The sequence below is a fragment of the Flavobacterium sp. LC2016-23 genome (genome assembly GCF_009674775.1).
GTDB lineage: Bacteria > Bacteroidota > Bacteroidia > Flavobacteriales > Flavobacteriaceae > Flavobacterium.
In genome coordinates, this window is the sequence record NZ_WKKE01000015.1 from 73,061 (window position 1) to 92,712 (window position 19,652).

The 19,652-nt window shown below is 35.3% G+C and carries 20 protein-coding genes and 1 other RNA gene; 16 read left to right on the forward strand and 5 right to left on the reverse strand.

What is annotated here, in order from left to right:
* Positions 1-20: 20 nt before the first annotated feature.
* Positions 21-1,301, forward strand: a complete 1,281-nt coding sequence (locus GJU43_RS13825; protein WP_154341342.1) for a dicarboxylate/amino acid:cation symporter — start codon at positions 21-23, stop codon at positions 1,299-1,301.
* A 124-nt stretch (positions 1,302-1,425) separates the two neighbouring features.
* Entirely contained in the window at positions 1,426-3,615 is a 2,190-nt protein-coding gene (locus GJU43_RS13830; protein WP_154341343.1) for a response regulator, read from the forward strand.
* On the opposite strand, the gene GJU43_RS13835 is transcribed toward GJU43_RS13830, so the two are convergent.
* Together GJU43_RS13835 and GJU43_RS13840 are read right to left on the reverse strand one after the other, a co-directional pair.
* Positions 3,612-4,862 (reverse strand): DEAD/DEAH box helicase, encoded by a 1,251-nt coding sequence (locus tag GJU43_RS13835; RefSeq protein WP_154341344.1) that lies wholly within the window; start codon positions 4,860-4,862, stop codon positions 3,612-3,614. The genes GJU43_RS13830 and GJU43_RS13835 overlap by 4 nt on opposite strands.
* 133 nt (positions 4,863-4,995) lie before the next feature.
* Entirely contained in the window at positions 4,996-6,033 is a 1,038-nt protein-coding gene (locus tag GJU43_RS13840) for a formimidoylglutamase (protein ID WP_154341345.1), read from the reverse strand.
* Positions 6,034-6,129: 96 nt separating this feature from the next.
* On the opposite strand from GJU43_RS13840, the gene GJU43_RS13845 reads away from it, so the two are divergent.
* Positions 6,130-7,008 (forward strand): hypothetical protein, encoded by an 879-nt coding sequence (locus GJU43_RS13845; RefSeq protein WP_154341346.1) that lies wholly within the window; start codon positions 6,130-6,132, stop codon positions 7,006-7,008.
* A gap of 53 nt (positions 7,009-7,061) precedes the next feature.
* On the opposite strand, the gene hutI is transcribed toward GJU43_RS13845, so the two are convergent.
* Together hutI and GJU43_RS13855 are read right to left on the reverse strand one after the other, a co-directional pair.
* A complete protein-coding gene (hutI, locus tag GJU43_RS13850; RefSeq protein WP_154341347.1) occupies positions 7,062-8,300 on the reverse strand; it encodes an imidazolonepropionase in 1,239 nt (412 codons plus the stop codon).
* Between the two features lie 160 nt (positions 8,301-8,460).
* Positions 8,461-9,510 (reverse strand): glutaminyl-peptide cyclotransferase, encoded by a 1,050-nt coding sequence (locus GJU43_RS13855; protein WP_154341348.1) that lies wholly within the window; start codon positions 9,508-9,510, stop codon positions 8,461-8,463.
* An 88-nt stretch (positions 9,511-9,598) separates the two neighbouring features.
* On the opposite strand from GJU43_RS13855, the gene ffs reads away from it, so the two are divergent.
* The 3 genes from ffs (at position 9,599) to GJU43_RS13870 (ending at position 11,916) form a co-directional block, all read left to right on the forward strand.
* Positions 9,599-9,696: signal recognition particle sRNA small type (gene ffs, locus GJU43_RS13860), an RNA gene on the forward strand.
* Between the two features lie 422 nt (positions 9,697-10,118).
* Entirely contained in the window at positions 10,119-10,922 is an 804-nt protein-coding gene (locus GJU43_RS13865; protein ID WP_154341349.1) for an SDR family oxidoreductase, read from the forward strand.
* A 565-nt stretch (positions 10,923-11,487) separates the two neighbouring features.
* The gene (locus tag GJU43_RS13870; protein WP_154341350.1) at positions 11,488-11,916 is read left to right on the forward strand and encodes a helix-turn-helix domain-containing protein; all 429 of its coding nucleotides are present in this window, start codon (positions 11,488-11,490) and stop codon (positions 11,914-11,916) included.
* Between the two features lie 757 nt (positions 11,917-12,673).
* Here the strand turns inward: GJU43_RS13870 and GJU43_RS13875 are convergent.
* Positions 12,674-13,495 (reverse strand): XRE family transcriptional regulator, encoded by an 822-nt coding sequence (locus tag GJU43_RS13875; protein ID WP_154341351.1) that lies wholly within the window; start codon positions 13,493-13,495, stop codon positions 12,674-12,676.
* Positions 13,496-13,551: 56 nt separating this feature from the next.
* Between GJU43_RS13875 and GJU43_RS13880 the strand changes: the two genes are divergently transcribed.
* From GJU43_RS13880 to GJU43_RS13925, 10 genes are all read left to right on the forward strand, one after another.
* Positions 13,552-13,785 carry a hypothetical protein gene (locus GJU43_RS13880; RefSeq protein WP_154341352.1) on the forward strand — a complete coding sequence of 78 codons (234 nt, stop codon included), beginning with the start codon at positions 13,552-13,554 and terminating at the stop codon, positions 13,783-13,785.
* A 10-nt stretch (positions 13,786-13,795) separates the two neighbouring features.
* Positions 13,796-15,751, forward strand: a complete 1,956-nt coding sequence (locus tag GJU43_RS13885; RefSeq protein WP_229655062.1) for a hypothetical protein — start codon at positions 13,796-13,798, stop codon at positions 15,749-15,751.
* A 33-nt stretch (positions 15,752-15,784) separates the two neighbouring features.
* Positions 15,785-16,630 (forward strand): ATP-binding protein, encoded by an 846-nt coding sequence (locus GJU43_RS13890; RefSeq protein WP_154341354.1) that lies wholly within the window; start codon positions 15,785-15,787, stop codon positions 16,628-16,630.
* Positions 16,630-17,070: a helix-turn-helix domain-containing protein gene (locus GJU43_RS13895; RefSeq protein ID WP_154341355.1), complete on the forward strand. Its 441-nt coding sequence runs from the start codon at positions 16,630-16,632 to the stop codon at positions 17,068-17,070. The genes GJU43_RS13890 and GJU43_RS13895 overlap by 1 nt, the downstream gene beginning before the upstream one ends.
* On the forward strand, positions 17,051-17,689 hold the full coding sequence (locus tag GJU43_RS13900) for a hypothetical protein (RefSeq protein ID WP_154341356.1): 639 nt from the start codon (positions 17,051-17,053) through the stop codon (positions 17,687-17,689). Before GJU43_RS13895 ends, GJU43_RS13900 begins: the two co-directional genes overlap by 20 nt.
* 17 nt (positions 17,690-17,706) lie before the next feature.
* Entirely contained in the window at positions 17,707-18,108 is a 402-nt protein-coding gene (locus tag GJU43_RS13905) for a hypothetical protein (protein ID WP_154341357.1), read from the forward strand.
* A gap of 4 nt (positions 18,109-18,112) precedes the next feature.
* The gene (locus tag GJU43_RS13910) at positions 18,113-18,250 is read left to right on the forward strand and encodes a hypothetical protein (RefSeq protein WP_154341358.1); all 138 of its coding nucleotides are present in this window, start codon (positions 18,113-18,115) and stop codon (positions 18,248-18,250) included.
* Complete coding sequence (locus tag GJU43_RS13915) at positions 18,247-18,588, forward strand: hypothetical protein (RefSeq protein WP_154341359.1); 342 nt, start codon at positions 18,247-18,249, stop codon at positions 18,586-18,588. Before GJU43_RS13910 ends, GJU43_RS13915 begins: the two co-directional genes overlap by 4 nt.
* The gene (locus GJU43_RS13920; RefSeq protein ID WP_195760047.1) at positions 18,551-19,267 is read left to right on the forward strand and encodes a DUF3164 family protein; all 717 of its coding nucleotides are present in this window, start codon (positions 18,551-18,553) and stop codon (positions 19,265-19,267) included. The genes GJU43_RS13915 and GJU43_RS13920 overlap by 38 nt, the downstream gene beginning before the upstream one ends.
* Before the next feature lie 123 nt (positions 19,268-19,390).
* Positions 19,391-19,591 (forward strand): hypothetical protein, encoded by a 201-nt coding sequence (locus GJU43_RS13925; protein ID WP_154341361.1) that lies wholly within the window; start codon positions 19,391-19,393, stop codon positions 19,589-19,591.
* Positions 19,592-19,652: the final 61 nt, after the last annotated feature.

A 19,652-nucleotide genomic window follows, 5' to 3' on the forward strand; every position in this document is an offset into this window, starting at 1 on the left:
TATAAATAAAAAACAAATTAATGCAAATTACAGAAACCAAAAAAAAATCATTTCTTTCAGGCTTAACCGGGCAAATTTTAATTGCAATGGTTCTTGGGGCAATTTTAGGAATTATATTGCACAATTCGATTTCACCTGAGGGGGCACAATCGTTCAGCAATAAAATAAAAATGCTGGCAACCATTTTTATCAGACTGGTACAAATGATTATTTCTCCTTTAGTTTTTACAACGCTTGTAGTAGGGATTGCGAAGCTGGGAGATATAAAAGCAGTTGGAAGGATTGGAGGAAAAGCTTTAGGCTGGTTTTTTACGGCTTCTTTTATTTCATTGTTGATCGGATTATTCTATGTTAATATTTTAGAACCGGGAGTTGGTTTAAAATTAGCACATGTTGATATCGCTACGGCATCAGAGGTAACAGCTAAAACAAAGTCAATCTCTTTTGAAAACTTTGTAGAACATATCGTTCCGAAAAGTATTATTGAGGCCATGGCAACCAACGAAATTTTGCAGATTGTAATATTCTCCATCTTTTTCGGATTGGCAGCTGCATCCTTAGGCAGTACGGTAAAGCCGGTCATTAATGCTTTGGATAAGACGTCCCACATCGTTTTGAAAATGGTAAATTATGTAATGAAATTTGCTCCGATTGGAGTTTTTGGTGCCATTGCAGGCGTATTTGCCGTTAGGGATTTTCAGGAATTAGCGATTACCTATTTTAAATTTTTCGGATCATTTCTAATCGGAATCAGCACATTGTGGGTAGTTTTGATCGTCGTGGGTTATATTTTCCTAAAGGGAAGAATGACGGAGCTTTTAAGACGCATTATAGGACCGTTAGTGATTGCTTTCGGGACAACAAGCAGTGAAGCTGTTTTTCCTAAACTGACGGAAGAATTAGAAAGTTTTGGTGTAAAAGACAGAATTGTATCCTTTATGTTGCCGCTTGGTTACTCGTTTAATCTTGACGGGAGTATGATGTACATGACTTTTGCCAGTATTTTTATAGCACAGGCCTATGGTGTACATTTAGATTTAGGAACACAGATGGTCATGCTTTTGGTTTTAATGTTAACCAGCAAAGGAATTGCAGGAGTCCCAAGAGCCAGTTTGGTAGTTGTTGCGGCAACTTGCGGTATGTTTGATATTCCGGTTGAAGGGATTGCACTTATATTGCCAATTGATCATTTTTGTGACATGTTCAGAAGTGCTACCAATGTTTTAGGAAATGCCCTGGCAACATCTGTTGTAGGACAATGGGAAAATGATAAAGAATCGGATATTGCCTCAGAAAATTAAATTTATTTTTGGAAAGAAAAATCTTTACAATTTTGAAGGGTAAAAATAAAAGAAAGCTGTATTTTGCATTAAAATACAGCTTTCTTTTATTTTTAAGTGTATATTTGATTAAATAGCAGATTTCATGTCCCCAATGCGGATTTTTTTACTTTTGTTCCTGTTTCTGAATTGTTTAGATAATTCAGTAATCGCGCAATCTGAACATTTGTCAGAGGATAAAATCAATAAACTTGTCCTGGAAGCACTTTCCAGCTTCAGAGAGTCAAATTTCGAAAAATCATTAATTATTTCCAGAGTCGCCTTAAATCATGCGACTACTAATAAAAATAATTATTTAATTGCCCGTTCGTACAATATTATTGCTGCCAATTATAGTGAATTGGTTGAATTTGATAAAGCTATTTTCTTTTATAAGAAGAGTCTGTTTTATGCCAATAAAGCCAATAATGATAGTATTAAAAACATGTTATACAATAACTTAGGCAATATCTATTGTTTTGATAAGAAACAGTACCGGGTAGGAATTGATTTTTATAAAAAATCAATCGCACTAAGTTCTAAGATCAAAGATTCTACTCAGATTTATTTTACCAATGTCAATATTGCCTGGTCTTATTTTGATATTGGTCAGTTTAATAAAGGATACCCTTATCTGGAATTTATTAACGCACATCAGGAAAAATTTCAGGATGATAATACAGTTGTAATTGCAAACATGCTAAATGGTATGTATTACAGTTACAAAGGAGATAACCTTAAAGCAGATGCTTATTTTAAAAAAGCAATAAGTTTAGGAAAAACCTATGTTGAAAAATCCGATTTGTCGTATGCACATCTGGAGTATTCAAAATTTCTGAATAAAATTAATAAAGACAAGGAAGCATACGCCAACTTAAGAGCTTACAATAAAATAACCGAACAAATTTATAATGACGAAAAACTTAAGAAAGCCTCTATTGCAGGCTTTAATCTGGAGTTGGACGAATATAAAAGGCAAATTGATAAAATAGAGGATGAAAAAGATTCACAATATCAAAGCCTGAAAAAATCAAGAATCATTGTTATTTTATTTGTAGTGATTTCATTTATTCTTCTGTTATTGATAATCACCTTAATCAAGAATATAAGATTTAAAAAGAAACACAATCTGGAGCTGCTAAAAGCGAAAGAAATTGCAGAAGAAGCCTCCTTGCTCAAAACACAATTTATTTCAACTATAAGTCATGAATTACGCACTCCTTTGTACGGTGTGGTCGGTATAACCAATATGTTGCTCGAAGAACATAAGGAACTATCCAGCAGTCAGCATTTGAGTTCCTTAAAATTTTCGGCCCGGTATCTATTGTCTTTGGTCAATGATATTCTTCAGATTAATAAAATTGAGGAAAATAAAGTGGTGCTGGAAAGCTTGACATTCAATATTTCAGATGAAATTTCAATGATCAAAAATTCACTTTCTTTTCTGTCCCAGAAGAACAACAATAAAATTTCAATAGATATTGATCCTGAAATTCCCGAATACTTAATCGGTGATAAATTAAGACTTGCACAAATTCTGATGAACTTAGTCAGTAATGCCCTTAAATTTACCAAAGACGGAGAGGTTGAAATTATTATCAATCTGGTTAAGGTGGAAGGAAAATTATACTTTTTGGAATTTCAAATACAGGATAACGGGGTTGGGATTGCAGCTGTAGATCAGACTAAGATTTTTGAAAAATTTGTTCAGGTTGGCAGAAAAGATGAAGATTATCAGGGTACCGGACTGGGTTTAAGCATTGTAAAAAGACTCTTAGGACTTTTTAATACCTCTATAAACCTGAAAAGTAATCTGGGCGAAGGAACATTGTTTACTTTCGTGATTCCTTTTGAACATGATCCGGAAAAAACAAAACGTATTATTGATGAAATTCAGGTAGATCTGACGTCAAATGAAGTCTTTAAGATTTTAGTGGTGGAAGATAATGTTATAAATCAGCTTGTTACAAAGAAAATTATTGAAAAAAACAATTATCTGTGTAAAGTCGTCGATGATGGTTTTGGAGCGATAGAGATGCTTCAGGACGAGCATTTTGATCTTATTCTGATGGATATAAATATGCCGCAGATGAACGGATTTGAAACCTCTAAAAGAATTCGTCAGTTAGGTCTAAAGACACCTATTGTTGCCCTTACTGCTTTTGATAAGGATGAAATTACGGATGAAGCTATTTCTTCGGGAATGAACGATATTATTATTAAGCCGTTTGAACCCGTTAAACTGTTTAAAATAATTAATTACTTAATATGTGAAACAAAAAACGTTGGTTGTTAATACCAACGTTTTTTATTTTGCTTAGAAGCATTTGATTTTCTCGATTTATGAGCACCACCGCTTCGGTTTGAATTGTTAGGTTTTTCTGCCGTTGCCTCCGGGCTTCCGGAATGCCACTGATACGGATGATCGGTAATGATTTTCACATCCACTTTTATCAGTTTCTGAATGTCTTTCCAATACGGTTCTTCATCTTTACTGCAAAACGAAATCGCGATTCCGCCATTTCCTGCACGTCCTGTTCTGCCAATTCGGTGTACATAGGTTTCAGGGATATTAGGCAGGTCAAAGTTAATTACAAAAGGTAACTGGTCAATATCGATTCCTCTCGCCGCAATATCGGTAGCTACAAGAACGCCGACTTCTTTATTTTTAAAGGCGTCCAAAACACGCTGTCTGGCATTCTGAGATTTATCTCCGTGAATTGCTTCGGCAGGAATATCTTTTTTACGCAATGCTTTTACCACATTATCAGCACCGTGTTTGGTTCTTGAAAAAACCAGTACGTTTGATAAATCTTCATTTTTTATTAAATGATACAGTAAATTTCTTTTTTCTGTTTTCTCAACAAAGTAAACACGCTGTTCTACATTTTCAGCAGTTGATGAAACAGGCGAAACCTCCACTTTTGCAGGATCCTGTAAAAACATTTCTGCCAGTTCGCGAATGGCAATAGGCATTGTAGCGGAGAACAATAAAGTCTGACGGTTTTTTGGTGTTAGTTTTACGATCTTCTTTACATCATTTATAAAGCCCATGTCCAGCATCTGATCTGCTTCATCCAGAACCAAAGTATGAAGGTGATCTAAATCAAGAAAGCCCTGCTTTTGCAGATCAAGCAATCTTCCCGGAGTAGCAACCAGAATATCGATTCCCTGTTTTAAGGTATCTACTTGCGGATTTTGGGAAACTCCTCCAAAGATTGTTAATTGTGTTAAGTTGGTGTATTTGGCATACGTCTCAAAACTTTGCCCAATCTGAACCGCTAATTCACGTGTAGGGGTAACTATAAGGGCACGAATTACTTTGGCTTTTTTAGAAGAGCCGACAATTCGGTGCAGCTGATGTATAATTGGAATGGCAAATGCAGCTGTTTTTCCGGTACCTGTCTGTGCACAGCCTATTAAATCCCTGCCGGCCAGAACAATCGGAATAGATTGTTCCTGAATAGGAGTAGGGTTTAGGTAGCCTTCTTCAAATACGGCTTTTTGTATACTTTTTGAAAGTGATAAATCTTCGAATAACATATCTTATGTGTTAATATTTTAGTTTAAAGTACTAAAATTCTGTGCAAAGATAGCTTTATTCAGTCAATCGTCTGTTTGAATCCGGGTTTATTTGGCAAATGGGTTAATTTTAAGCTGCTGTAATTTCTGCAGACTATATTTTTTCGTTGTTGGCTTTAATGAAATCCGTTATCAGATAACCAATTAATTTTCCAATTAAATGATTGTTTGGAGATTGGTCCAAATCCGGCGCTCCTTCGCAAATATGCAAATAAGTAGCATTTTTATGTTCTCCGAAAAACGAAACAAACTGACGCAGTTCTTCGATCGAAAATCCACTGATCGTCATCGCACTGCTGGCGATGTTTGGTATGGCATCCAGGTCAATTTCAATTCCAAAGGAATCTGATTTTACAAAATCCAGCGCATAAATCATTTCCTTATAAAATTCTTTTTCTTTTCGGATGTTTACACTGTCGTACGTATTATAGCGTACGCGGTCTTCCAGTTTCTTAATAATGTCCAGTACACTTTTGGAAGTGTAATTTTCATGTAAACCAAATATGAAATATTTTTTTAAGAAACCTTCTTCGTAAGCATAAGAAAATCCATTACCGCTGTGACGGCCTTCAAGAATTCTGAAATCAGAATGAGCGTCAAAATTAATCGCATTAACGGGTTTTCCTTTTGCAAGTGCGGAACCTTTTATGTTTCCGTAAGCATTATTATGCCCTCCACCGATTATAATCGGTGTTTTACCCGCTTTAACAATATTAAACACAATGTGAGAAACTTCCTTGTCTATTTTTTCGACCAACTGACTTAATTTAGAACGGTCATCGATATCATTAAAATCAAGATTTTCTACCTCGCGCATTTCATCCGAAACATTGATTTGTCCTAAAACAATGATCTGGCTTCCTTTTGCAAATCGGTTGTGCTGAATGTTAGCAATACTTTTTATGGCGCTTTCCCAGGCTGATGCTGCTCCTGGTCTTCCGTAATTAGCACGTACGCCAATATCTTCGGGAATTCCCAGCAGAACATATTTAGCTTCACTCTCTTTCAAAAAATCAATTTGATCAGCCCCTTTAGGAATGATAATCATTTTTTCTCCGAACTTTATTTCACCACTTCGGTGATTTGTGACTTTTGCTAAATCATTAATAGTAAAAGGAATTAATTTATCCATAAAAAAAAATATTGTCCAAAAATAATATAATTGTAGTAACTTACGTTATTAGGATATATTAATTCTTAAATTTGTTATTAAAGAAAATTATTAAATATGGAAAACCCAAAGAACAACAACTCAAGTCTAAAAGCGGTAATCGCAGTTTTAGCAGTCCTACTTATTGGAAGTTTAGTGTATATTTTTAAATTATCATCTGATACAGATGTAGTTAAAACAGAACTAACCACAACTCTGACAGAGAAAGAATCTGTTATGAAAGATTTACAGGAATTAAAAGCAACGTATGATGCTGCCATTGCAGAAAATACTTCTATGTCTGATGAACTGATTCAGGAAAGAGATAAAGTAGTGGCTTTAATGGATGATTTAAATAAATCTAAAGGAGATGTATCTAAATACAGAAACCAAGTTCAGGGAATGCAGGCCAAAATGAAAACTTTAGTTGCTGAAAACGATGAATTGAAAAAACAAAATGGTGTTTTGACAGTTCAGAGAGACAGTACTATTGTGGTTTTAGGAGAATCTAAAAAATTCAACGAAGTTTTAGTAGGTCAAAACGAAGAATTAGCTAAAACAGTTGAAAAAGGTTCTAAATTATCTATTTTAAATACAAAAACAGCAGCTTACAAACTAAGAAGCTCAGGTAAACAAATCGAAACAGATAAGGCAAGCCGTGCAGACGTTCTGAAAATAAGTTTTACTATTGCTGAAAACCAGATTGCAAAATCAGGAGATAAAACGTACTATGTACAGGTTATAGATGCTAAAAACAATGTTTTAGGAGATAAAAAAACAGAAAGCTTTGGTGACAACACTTTAACGTACAGTTTTAAAACTACAGTACAGTACGAAAACAAAAGTGTAAATGTTGTAGAAGATTTACCTGGTAAAGATTTCGCTAAAGGAACTTATTTTATCAATATTTTTGATAATGATGAATTAGTTTCTAAAACAAGTTTCTCTTTAAGATAAGCAGGACATTCATTAAAATAAAAAAAAAGAGGAGTTTTTAAACTCCTCTTTTTTTATGCTAAAATTTTTCCTTCCAGAAAAACACGTTCAATCAGATTGCTTCCAAAAGCGTAGGGAATCTGATAATAGGATGAAATTGGTTTTGTGAGGATTAAATTGGCTTTTTTGCCCTTTGTAATACTTCCGTGGGTTTCCGAAAGGCCCATGGCATAAGCCCCGTTTATTGTGGCTGCATTTATAGCTTCCTCAGGAGTCATTTTCATTTTGATACAAGCCGTAGCTACTACAAAATTCATATTTCCGGATGGAGTAGAGCCGGGGTTAAAGTCGGTTGCCAAAGCCAAAGGTAATCCCGCTTTTATCATCTCACGGGCAGGAGTGTACGGAATGCTTAAAAAATAAGAACAGGATGGTAAAGCAACAGGCATCGTTTCCGTGTCTTTTAAAGCTTTAATATCGTCAGGGCTCATAACTTCAAGATGATCGACAGAAAGGGCTTTAAATTTGATTCCTGCCTGAATGCCGCCAATAGAATTAAACTGATTCACATGAATTTTCGGAATCAGACCGTATTGTATTCCCGCGGCCATGATTTTTTCGGTTTCTTCCACAGAAAAATAACCGGTCTCACAAAAAACATCAATATAAGCAGCGAGTTTGTTTTTTGCAATTTCAGGAAGCATTCGGGTTATGATTTCATCAATATAACCGGCTTTGTTTTCTTTGTACTGTACCGGAAAAGCATGAGCGCCCAAAAAGGTGGCTTTTATAGCAATTGGATAATTTTCTGCCAGTTTTTTAATCACGCGCAGCATTTTCAATTCGCCTTCTGTTGTTAAACCGTAACCTGATTTTATTTCAACCGCTCCGGTGCCTAAATGCATCACTTCTTCTAATCGAAGTTTAGACTGCTCGTAAATTTCCTCTTCAGAAGCGGCATTTAATGTAAGAGCTGAATTTAGGATGCCGCCCCCGCGATTGGCAATTTCTTCGTAAGAAAGCCCGTTAATCCGGTCTACAAATTCCTGCTCGCGGTTGCCTGCGTATACAATATGAGTGTGACTGTCGCACCACGCAGGCAAAACGATTTTTCCTGTGGCATCCATAACTTGATCTGCCTTAATTTCAGGAAGGTTTTTCATCTCACCGAAATCAGCGATTAGATCGTCTTCTAAAATTAAAAAGGCATTTCTGATGGTGGGAAGCACTGCCATTTCGGCTCCTGAAACTTTAGAAACTGAAGTTTCCCGAACCTGCAGCAGTTCTTTAATATTAGTGATTAAAGTAATCATGATGTTGATTTAGTATATTATATAATGCTATTTTACTGTGATAGAGAAGGAAAATAAAAACACAAATTTCACAAATGATCACTAATCAATTCGTGAAAATCTGTGAAATTTGTGTTTTCCTATTGGAATTTGGAATTTAAAAATTGATTTTTTTTTATTATTATTCTGAAACGGTGATTTCAAACATCTTCTCCCAGTATTTTCCGGTAACAAAAATAGTTTTGGTTTGCGGATTGTAAGCAATTCCGTTTAAAACTTCAGCCTGCGGGTGTTTGATGAATTTACGCAATTCAGACATGTTCAAAATGCCTTCTACGGCTCCGGAAGTTGGATTTACCACAGCAATAGCATCTTTTTGCCATACATTTACATAGAATTTTCCGTTAATATATTCCAATTCGTTGATCGCTTTGATTTTTGAAGTTCCGGAGTAAACATTGATATAATCGATTAATTTCTGATTCGCCGGATCCATTTTCCAGATTTTCTCTGTTCCGTCAGAATGATAAATGTATTTTCCGTCATTCGTCATTCCCCAGCCTTCAAGATCTTTGTCGTATTTAAACTTTTTTTCAAGTTTGAAAGTCTTGGCGTCGTAGATAAAACCTGTTTTTTCTTCCCAGGACAACTGAAATATTTTGCCATTGATAAAAGTAATCCCTTCTCCGAAATATTCTTTCGGAAGATCAACCTGCGTAATCACTTTTCCGGTTTTGTAATCCACTTCCCTGAAATAAGAATCTCCTTTTTGTCCCGTGCTTTCAAATAAAAAGCCATCGTGAAATTCTAAACCTTCCGTAAAAGCTTTTGTATCGTGAGGGTAGGTATTTACGATTTTATATTTTAGTAATTTTGGTTCAATATCCGAAACCAGTTCGATTCTTTTGGTCGCATCAGACCAGTCAGTGCCATAATAAGCAGTTGCTTTTAAGTACTGGTAGCCTAATTTTTGGTCTTTTAATTCAAATTTGAATTTACCGGCACCTTTTGTGCTTCCCACTTTTTTATCGTTTACAAAATAAACAATGCTGTCAATTTCTTTCGAATTTGGATTTAAAACAGCAATCGAAACAGCTTCTTTTGAGGTAAAATGTGCCGGAAAAGCCGAATCATCGATTGTAAATAAAGAATTTTCACCTTTTTTTGCACCGTTACATCCAATTAATGTGATTCCTAATAAAATGACAGCTAGGAAGTTATATTTTTTCATAGTTAAAAATTTGAATATGCCAATATACGACGATATTTTTATAGCAACAAAGCTCTTGCAAAAATATAAAAAGATTGTATATTTGCACCGGCAAGTCCTACACGACCAGCTCCTGCAGACTCCCCCAGGATGGGAACATAGCAAGGGTACGTGGTTGAGCGGTGCGATGTAGGTCGCTTGCCATTTTTTATTTTATCGTCCCTAAGTTTCGGGATTTTTTTAGAATTAATACAAAAACGGTCTTCCTTATGGAGGATTTTTTTATTTTTGGGACTTTGTAAAGTTAAAAGTTATGTGTTAGAGGTTATAAGGGATCAATCCCAAAACCTTTAGAGAGAAAAAAATTACCGCAAAGTACGCTAAGTTTTTTACTTTTAGCTTTTGTAAAATGCAAAGTTCGCAAAGCTTTGTATTGATTTAGCTTTGCGAACTTTGCGCTTTATAATAGATTAGTAGATAAAAATCGTTGCGTTCTCTGCGGTAAAAAATAAATATGACGTATATTTTTATGTTTTTCCACAACATGTAGAATTTATCCTTTATAAGTTTGCCTTAACGAACCTACTCATAACTCATAACTCATAACTCAAAACTCATAACTTTTCAAAATGAATAAAGTCGTTTTAATTACCGGAGGATCCTCGGGGATCGGAAAATCTATTGGAGAATTTTTACATAAAAAAGGATTCACCGTGTACGGAACCAGCCGAAATCCTGAAAAAGTATTTAATTCTGTTTTTCCTCTTGTAGCTCTCGATGTTCGAAATGCAGATTCCATAAAAACGGCTGTAGCCAAAATTATTGCCACAACAGGACGCTTAGATGTGGTGATCAATAATGCCGGAGTGGGAATTACCGGGCCTTTGGAAGAAATTCCGATGGAAGAGATCAAGAATAATTTCGAAACCAACTTCTTCGGTCCGATTGAGGTCATGAAAGCCGTTTTGCCTCAGATGCGCGAACAAAAATCAGGTCTGATTATCAATATTACTTCTATCGCAGGTTATATGGGATTGCCCTACAGAAGCGTTTATTCGGCTTCAAAAGGGGCGCTGGAACTCATTACCGAAGCCTTGCGTATGGAAGTTAAATCTTTTGGGATCGATATTACCAATGTGGCACCGGGTGATTTTGCAACCAATATTGCTGCGGGACGTTATCATGCCCCTGTAATTTCAGGTTCTGCCTACGAAAAAGTGTACGGAGACGTACTTTCTACCATGAACGAACACGTAAATGCCGGAAGCGATCCGAACGAAATGGCTGAGGCAATCTATAAAATTATGCAGGCTAAGAAACCAAATGTACACTACAAAGTGGGTGTTTTTATGCAGAAATTTTCGATCGTATTAAAGCGAATTCTTCCGGATACGGTTTATGAGAAGATGTTGATGAATCATTATAAGTTGTAGAAAAGAACTGATGATTGGCGATTGCCATAAATAAAAAGCTGCTCATTTCAACAGCCCTAAATAGTGTCTAACTTTTTGGATGCAGTCTACATATATTTCCGCAGCTTTTCATTAGAAATATTCGGTTAGCGGGGGCCAATAGCCTGAATTAGTAATTATATCATTAATATAGTAAAAACAGTGTTTCAGTAAATGGGGTAATACGATTCGAATCACCCATTTTCCTGACAATGTGACCGGAAAAGGTTAAAATACCCCAGAAATCCTACCAAACATTCATGTATAGGAGTGACGGAGCGGTGACGGAGGAGTGACGGTAACGTGACGGAGAAATGACGTAACAAAATATAATGTCAGACTGTCAGAATTAAGGATAGAATCAAAGATTGAAGTATTGTCAACAGTACAAGCATTCCGATAGAATAAACGAAAAAAAATATTTTTTATATAAGAAAAATATTATATTTTGTAAACAGAAAAGTGAGCCAAAAAATAGTATTCTAATAAGAAAACTTGATTTTTATGGGGCACTATTTTTTAAAAGAATTTTAAATATCTTTGAAGTATGAGCACAGCAACAAAACCAAATCACATAGGGCGAAAAATCAGCCGTATTCGTGAACTGAAAGACATGAAACAGGAAGCCTTGGCGCAGGCTTTGGGAACCAATCAGCAGGCGGTTTCTATTATGGAAAACAGCGAAACTATTGAAGAAGAGAAGTTAATTGAAGTAGCAAAGGCACTTGGCGTAACTGTGGAAGCGATTAAGAATTTCTCGGAAGAAGCTGTTTTAAATATTATTGGAAATACTTATCATATGGATAATTCTTCTGCAGTACATTATGGCTGCACATTTAATCCATTGGATAAATTAATCGAAGCTCATGAACAACAAATAAAACTTTACGAACGTTTGGTTCTGGCTGAGAAAGAACTGGTTCAGGCCGAAAAAGAAAAGGTAGAATATTTGGAAAAATTATTTAAAGTAAAATAATATACTCTAAAGATAGTTTCTCATAAGAAAACGCAAGTGTCTTTTGGAGACCTTGCGTTTTTTGTTTTTTGTTGCATATTGAGGATATCCTGTTTTAAATTTTCTTTCAAGACTTTGTGGCTTTAATTTCAGAATTATTTTTGGAGAGTTTAATTTTTGAAATTATTAGTTGTAATTTTACGACGATTTGCGTGAGGGATAGGAGTGAACTACCACAGTAGTACGGATAGCCCGACCGCATTATAGGGGGTATAACCAAAAGTATCAATACTCTTAAACCAAAAAACCCCCGAAAACCCCCGAAAATAGGGTGATTACCTTAAAAATACCCGGAAATCCAACTTCAAACGAAAAGTATTTAAGTGCCTATTAAATACCTTTTAATAGACCGTTATTAAACACTTTAAACACTACTATTACCACTTAGTTAACTAACAGGCTTTAAAACTACCTTAAAAGCCCTGATATTAGCGTTTAACGAAATAATTGACACCGTTTAAAGGATGCTTTAAACGGTTTTTTTATTCCTGAAAGTGTCAAATATAAAACAATAATATAAGAGGGTCATAACATTTTTGCCGTTAGTGTTGCGGTTAGTGTTGCAGTTAGGAAAATAAAAAAAATATTAGTGATAAAATTGGGGTTGTTACGTAATTATAGAAGCGTATGGATAAAAAAATATCCCTACTCATAGGGATATTACCATTCTTAAATATGTAAATTTATGGATAAGTCTTTTATTTTAAGATAATTAAGACTAGAAAGAGCGTTTAATAACATGAAATACCTGTAATATATCATTTAAAGGATAATTAAACGGTTTTGATAATGGATTACGCGAAGTTAATGTTATGCTGCCATCGTCGTTTAAACATTGGATATCTTTATGCCAAATACCTTCTTTTGAAATGACGACAAAGCCATATTTTGTATTATGAAAACCATTACACCATAAATGCTTACCGACTTCCCTTCCTAACATGTCAGCACCTGAAGGCGTATCATAACCTCCACCATTCCACATACTTTCACCAACAGATTCAAATCCAACATAGTTACCACGGCCAATATGATCAACCTTAAAAGTGATTGTGGAAAATTCTTCTTTTAAAACTACCTCGTCATTATAACACTCTACGTATGAAGCGTATGCGTGAAATGGAATTTTGATAACCTCTATTCTTATAGTGCCATCAGGGTAAACAAAATATTTATTACCATTCGAATTTATTAAGATTTCCGGCTCTTGACTATCATCAAAAAGTTTTGCTTCATTATGAATTTCATCACCTAGTTTAGGGAGTATTTTCATAAGAAAATCACGATCCTCATTTGGTGTATGTAATGAAGATTCTTTTTCGATGCTTCCTACTCCAGATAATAACCATTCGATATTAATTTCTGGATACGCAGATAAAAGTTTATCTAAAAAATCAGAATTTACGGAAGTTTTTTTTTGTGTTCCCTTAAAATTACCGTAGGTCATGCCTAATTCGGTAATAAATTTTTCTTTGCCAAGCCCTTTAAATTCAGCATATTGTAAAATTCTTTCTTTTATAAGGGATATATTTTTATCCATGATATGTTTTTGGGATATTATTTTATCTATCTTTGTCACGACAACAAGACAAAACTATGGAGAAAAATGACAATGTCCTAACAAACGGACAAAAAACTAAAAAAGAAATTGATGCTTTGGAGCTAAGGTTGCAGTACGGAGATTTCACAACTCTCGCAGCTGCACTTAGTTGCTCTCCAGATGCGGCCAAAAAAAGATTTATTCGTGGGAATTCTGAAGCCTTTGATGCACTAGATAGAATTGTTACCAGTAGAGAGAATTTAGTAAAGGATTTACAAAATAACATTTAATCTAAATCCTATGTTCGAGTATCAACAAAATACATTGTGTGTCGCTAGCACGTGGCTTTATTCATCAGAAATAATGTCGGAAGCTAACTATAAATTTTTGTGCTCAAAAGGTAAAATTAAAAAAGTGACTATTGGTGGCAATGGACGTAAAGCTTTAGTTGCGTACGAATCAATCCCAGACCGATTTAAAAAGTTAATTCGTGAAAAGGTTGGTGATCCTTACGCTAGTGTGAAAAACATAGTCTTTAGTGACTATATGAATTGGGATCATGCTGCTGAACAATATTTTAGTGATTACCTACTTGACAACGGATCACATTTACCTGAAGAAAAACAGAAAGAGTATACACATCAAGCAATAATGTTTAATGCTGCAAAGCATATCGCAACAAACGTGGTTGTTCAGAAACGTTTCGGAGGAAAAAAACAAATGTGGGATCGTATGCTAGAAGCCATTGCCAAATTACCGGATACTTGGATGCACACCCGTTATAAAAATGTGGTATCGTTTAAGAGAGCTATCCAAAAGTATGAAGATGAAGGTTACGGTTCAATAGTTAGTGGAAAATGGCTTAACTCCAATCCTTCTAAAATTGTTGACGAAGTTGCCGACTTCATTTTATCACAGTACTGTTTGCCTATTAAATACACGATATCAGAAATTATAAAAATTTATGAATCAGTTCGTGAATCAAAGGGATGGAAAAGTTTAAGCGAGCGTGCCGTTGGTGCTTGGCTTGACAAACCAGAACAAAAAAGAGTGTGGATGCTGGCTCGTGATGGAAAAGACGAATATATGAAGCATTTCGGTCACACTGTAACACGTAATCGAACAGAATGGTTCCCGAATGCGTGGTGGGCGATTGATGGTACAAAGTTGGATTGGGTACACTTTGCTAACAACAAACAAAAGATGGCTGCTGAATTAAAAATCAACGTTGTTTTTGACGTTTACAGCGAAAAAATCATTGGTTGGGATATTGCATATAGCGAAAACCACGCTTCACACTTTAGAGCGGTTAAAATGGCTGTTAATGAATCAGGTTGTCGTCCATTTTTGTTCACTTATGATAAGCAGTCAGGGCATAAATCAGACCGTATGCAGGACTTATATGATAAGCTACCCGCAAAAGGAGGAACGCACTACAGTCACAAGGTTGGGCGGAAATCATCTCCAGCAGAACAAATCTTTAATAGACTACAGCAACAAGTTATTGGCAAGATGTGGTTTTCGGATAAACAGAGCATAAAGGTTAGAACTGCAACTAACAAGCCAAACACGGATTTTATTGTAGAGTATAAAAATGCTTTGCCAACAGTTGACGAATTGACTAAATGGTGGCTTACTGCTGTTAATATCTGGAACGCAGGAAAACAAGAAGATTGGGAGTACAGTAGAATCGAAATGTACAATCAAGAAACTCAGCATCGTGAAGAAATCAACATAATGGATCAATTGTCAATGTTCTGGATTGATGAAACCAAAACTAAAAAATATTACGCTCACGGAATGCCGCTTACTGTTGAAGGTAAAGATTATCTCTATGAGGTTTATGACGAAACCAACAACGTGGATTTAAATTTTAGGCAAAAATATGTTGGAGAAAGCCTCATTGTTCGATATGATCCAGAAAGACTGGATGAATTTGTCGGACTCTACGAATTGACACCATCAGGAGAAAAAAGATTCATAGCCTACGCCCAATCAAAAAGAATGCACGAATCAATTCCGGTTTTGATGAAAGAAAATTCAAAGGCTCTTTTACTTCAAGATATTGCTGTTCGTGATGCCGAGTTAAAACGAGATCAGGAAGCATACGAACGATTAATTCAACGCAGTGGTATTAGTAGAGAAAGCCTAATTGAGGAACAAGAGCTGATGGTTAAGTTTCAAGGACATTTACCCAAAGAGGAACAAATGGCAACCGATAGCGGTGCCTTTCATTCGAGATTTTCAAAATATTAAAAACTGTTTAAACCCTTATTAAACCTATAAAAAATGACACACCAAGACAAAATCCAAACCGTAGAAGCTTTAGAAAAATTTATTTTACAAAAAGGATCTCAAAATCAAGTTGCTGCTGGCATGTCAGGAGTATCGGCTGCAACCTTATCGCAAATGCGTAATCATAAATGGGAACTAATCGCTGACGAAATGTGGCGAAAAGTAGCAAAGTATGTTGGCGTTAGTGCAAGTGGCTGGAATCATGCTGAAACGCGTAATTCATTAGAGCTAGAAGAGTTTTTCAACGATAGCCAACAATTTTCACTGGTCATGGCAATTACTGGTAAAGCTGGAGCAGGAAAGTCAAAAACTGCTGAAAAGTACGAAGGTGAAAACAAAAACGCTTTCTTGTTATCCTGCAACGAATACTGGGACAAACGCTGGTTTCTACGTGAATTGTTAGCAAAAATGGGTAAAGATCACGCAGGGCTGACACTTCCAGAAATGATGCACAAGGCGGTTTTACTTCTAAAATCACTTGAATCACCAATCATAATTTTAGATGAAGCCGATAAGTTGGCGGATAATGTACTTCTGTTCTTCATCACTCTATATAATGCACTTGAAAATCATTGCGGAATTGTATTGATGGCTACTCACTTTTTGGAAAAAAGAATCAGACGAGGTGTAGCAATGGAAAAGAAAGGCTACAGAGAAATTTATAGCCGCGTTGGACTTCGTTTCATTGAACTTGAAAATACCTCATATAGCGATGTTGAGAAAATTTGCAGAGCGAACGGTATAGAAGATACCGCTATCATCAGAACTATTTCAAAAGATTGTGACGGCGATCTTAGACGTGTAAGAAGATTAATTTTTTCACACAAACGCGCGTCCTAATGGAATTTCGAAATCACCCAATAATCGAAGGACTTCGTGTAAACGAAGATGGTACAGAAATTTACTATAAGGATGTTTTGCTCCGGGTTTTTAAAAACGATCACACACGGGACACACCAACACTAAAAGTAAATTTCATTAATAAGGCTCACTCAGTTGCGAGATTGGTTTGTGAGACTTGGAACGGCTTGAGAGAGCATTCTGAACAACGAGCCAGCAAAATAGATCTTCTTTTAGGTAATCACTATTCTAATTTAGAATGGAAAGAAGGTGCAACAAATGGTGTAGGGATGTTTAAACAAAAACTACAGCAGTCGGATGTTGAAACGATTATCGAATTATTAAAAGGCAAATCCAGTAAAGAAATTGCCGAAATGTATGGAGTTAATCAGTCAACTATTTACAGAATTAAACAGAGAAATGACAAAGAAAATCAATAGAGCTTATTCAGTATCAAACGTTCTTTCAAAAAAATTCAATGAGCTTGATTTTTCTGGTGAGTGGGAAGCAACTCTCGGAAAACCGGATAAAGCGTTTTCGGCAATAATTTGGGGCGGCACTACAAACGGTAAAACGGAGGCAGCAATCAAGTTTGCCAAGTATTTAACCAATTTCGGAAAAGTAGCTTTTGATTCTTTAGAGCAGGGTCTTTCTGCAACGATTCAAAAAGCACTTGTACGTAACCACATGGAAACCCTCGGAAACTCTTTTATGTTACTAGATCGAGAACCATTTGAAGATCTAATCGAAAGAATGAGCAAACCCAAATCACCTGATTTTCTATTTATCGATTCAGTTCAATATACTAGAATAACAAAAGCACAATATTACCAATTAAAGGAATTGATGCTAAAAAAAGGAAAAGGAATTATTTGGATTTCACAAGCAAAAGGAAGCTTACCCAAAGGTGCATTAGCTGACGATATAATGTATGACGTTGATTTGAAATTATGGGTTGAGGGATTTAAATTATTCCCTGATGGAAGGTTAAACGGTGGTGGCGAACCATTCGTTATTTGGGCACAAAAGGCCGCAAAATATTGGAAAGAAATTGTTTAAAGTTCTAAAATAGTAAAATGAGATCAAAAATAACAAAGGAATCAGCAGAAGACTTCTTAATGAGTCAATTGGAAGTACACAAAACAAAAGAAGATTTAATCCTCGCTTTTTGGCTCTACTGGGTAGATAGTGTAACCATTACAGCCGTGGAATTTCAAAAAGTATTAGCATGTTCATCAGTTAATAAGTGGTTTATGATCGAACTCGAAAAAGAAGAAACCGAGTTTGATAAGATTATAGAAACTTATCCCGATACAAGTGGAAAAGACAAAGATTGGCTTTACTGTAAGTACATAAGCAGATTAATGTCAAAATTCCCGAAAGCACTACTCGACTTTGCAAAAAAACATGAGAACAAAGAACAAGCAGCAAGAATACCTGGTTTAAAAATAGAAATCCAAATCGCCAAACTAAACTAATTATATGACACCAAGACAAAGAAAAAATAAAAAAATAGAACTAGAACAATGGCTCAATGATAACCCTAATCATGAGAATAGAAAAAAGGTTCAAAGTGATTTAACCCAAATTATTAATGAACTCTTAGAAAAAAAGAAATGATAAACTCAAACATAACAGAACAGGAAGCGAAAAACCGCTTAGACTTCTTAGACATTATAAACTCCTTTTTGTTTGAAGAAATACCAGTGAAAATTAAAGATGAAACGCAATATCGTAAGCGTGACATTTTAACAGATGGCGAAAAGATATGCCTCAGTCAGGAAAGAGCATCCATAAGAGATTTTCTTGCATATAAACATGGTGAAATCGACAAAAACCAAGTAAGACAATATCAGGTTTCTGAAAAGATTGAATTAAAGATTAAAACCTGTGTAATCATTATTAAACAAACCAATTGGCTTGAAAATTTTAAAAGAAGATACGAACAATACAATTAACATAAAAATTAAAGACTCAAATATTATGAATACAACAACAAGCAACCCAGTAGATCAACTTTCAACTTCGGAATTAGAAGCAGCATTAAAAGACCGAAAAAAATCTGAAGCTAAGAAACTGGAGAAAGAAAAAGCGGAATACGAAAAAAACAGAGATGAAAAAGTGCTGACCATGATGCTAACTGCACAGGCTCTGTTTAGAGAATTAGGCGAGTTTAAACAGTATATGCATATCGAAATGGAAGACCAAGCACTAAAACTTGCTGGTTACGGAAAGATTAGAGGTAATTCAAAAGGTGGCTTTTCAATTTCTAATGCTGAGGACACAATGAGAATTAAACGTCGTCGAGACACTGAACCGTCTTGGGATGAAAGAAGTTCAAAAGCAATAGAACTTATTAAAGAGTTTTTAAGTGATACAATAAAAAAACGTGATGTAAAGCTTCATGAAATCCTTTTAAGCTTTTTAGAACGAAATGCTAATGGTGATCTCGAATACAGCCGTGTAATGGACTTATATAAGCATGAAGATAAGTTTGATGATCCACGATGGAAAGAAGGCCTACGATTGATAAAAGAATCGTTTTCAAACCATTTAAAAGGTTTCGGATATGAGTTCAAACTTAAAGATGCTAATGGACACTGGCAAAATATAATTTTAAACTTTTCCAGTCTATGAATCCATATATAACCACAATTATTCTCTTAGCGGGAATGCTGCTAAGAGCATATAAAAATCCAATAGCTACCTATATAGCTTGGCTACATTTTAAAATTACAATAACCCGTAAACAAAGACAGAATGAACGTAGAAATAAAACCTATAACAGATCATGAACAATACACTGTGAATGGTCATTTAGTTCATAAAGATCAGTTTAATAACTGGACTTGCAAACAAGATCTCTCTGACAAAGAACTATGTGCTTTTGCACGATATGAAAAGCTTGTGATTAATAATGACAGATTTAAAAAACATACCAAAGCAACTTACAAAGGATAGTTAATTAGGTTCCCTGAGCACGGAGGTTTTGGCGGGTTCGAATCCCGTCTCAGGAACAAAT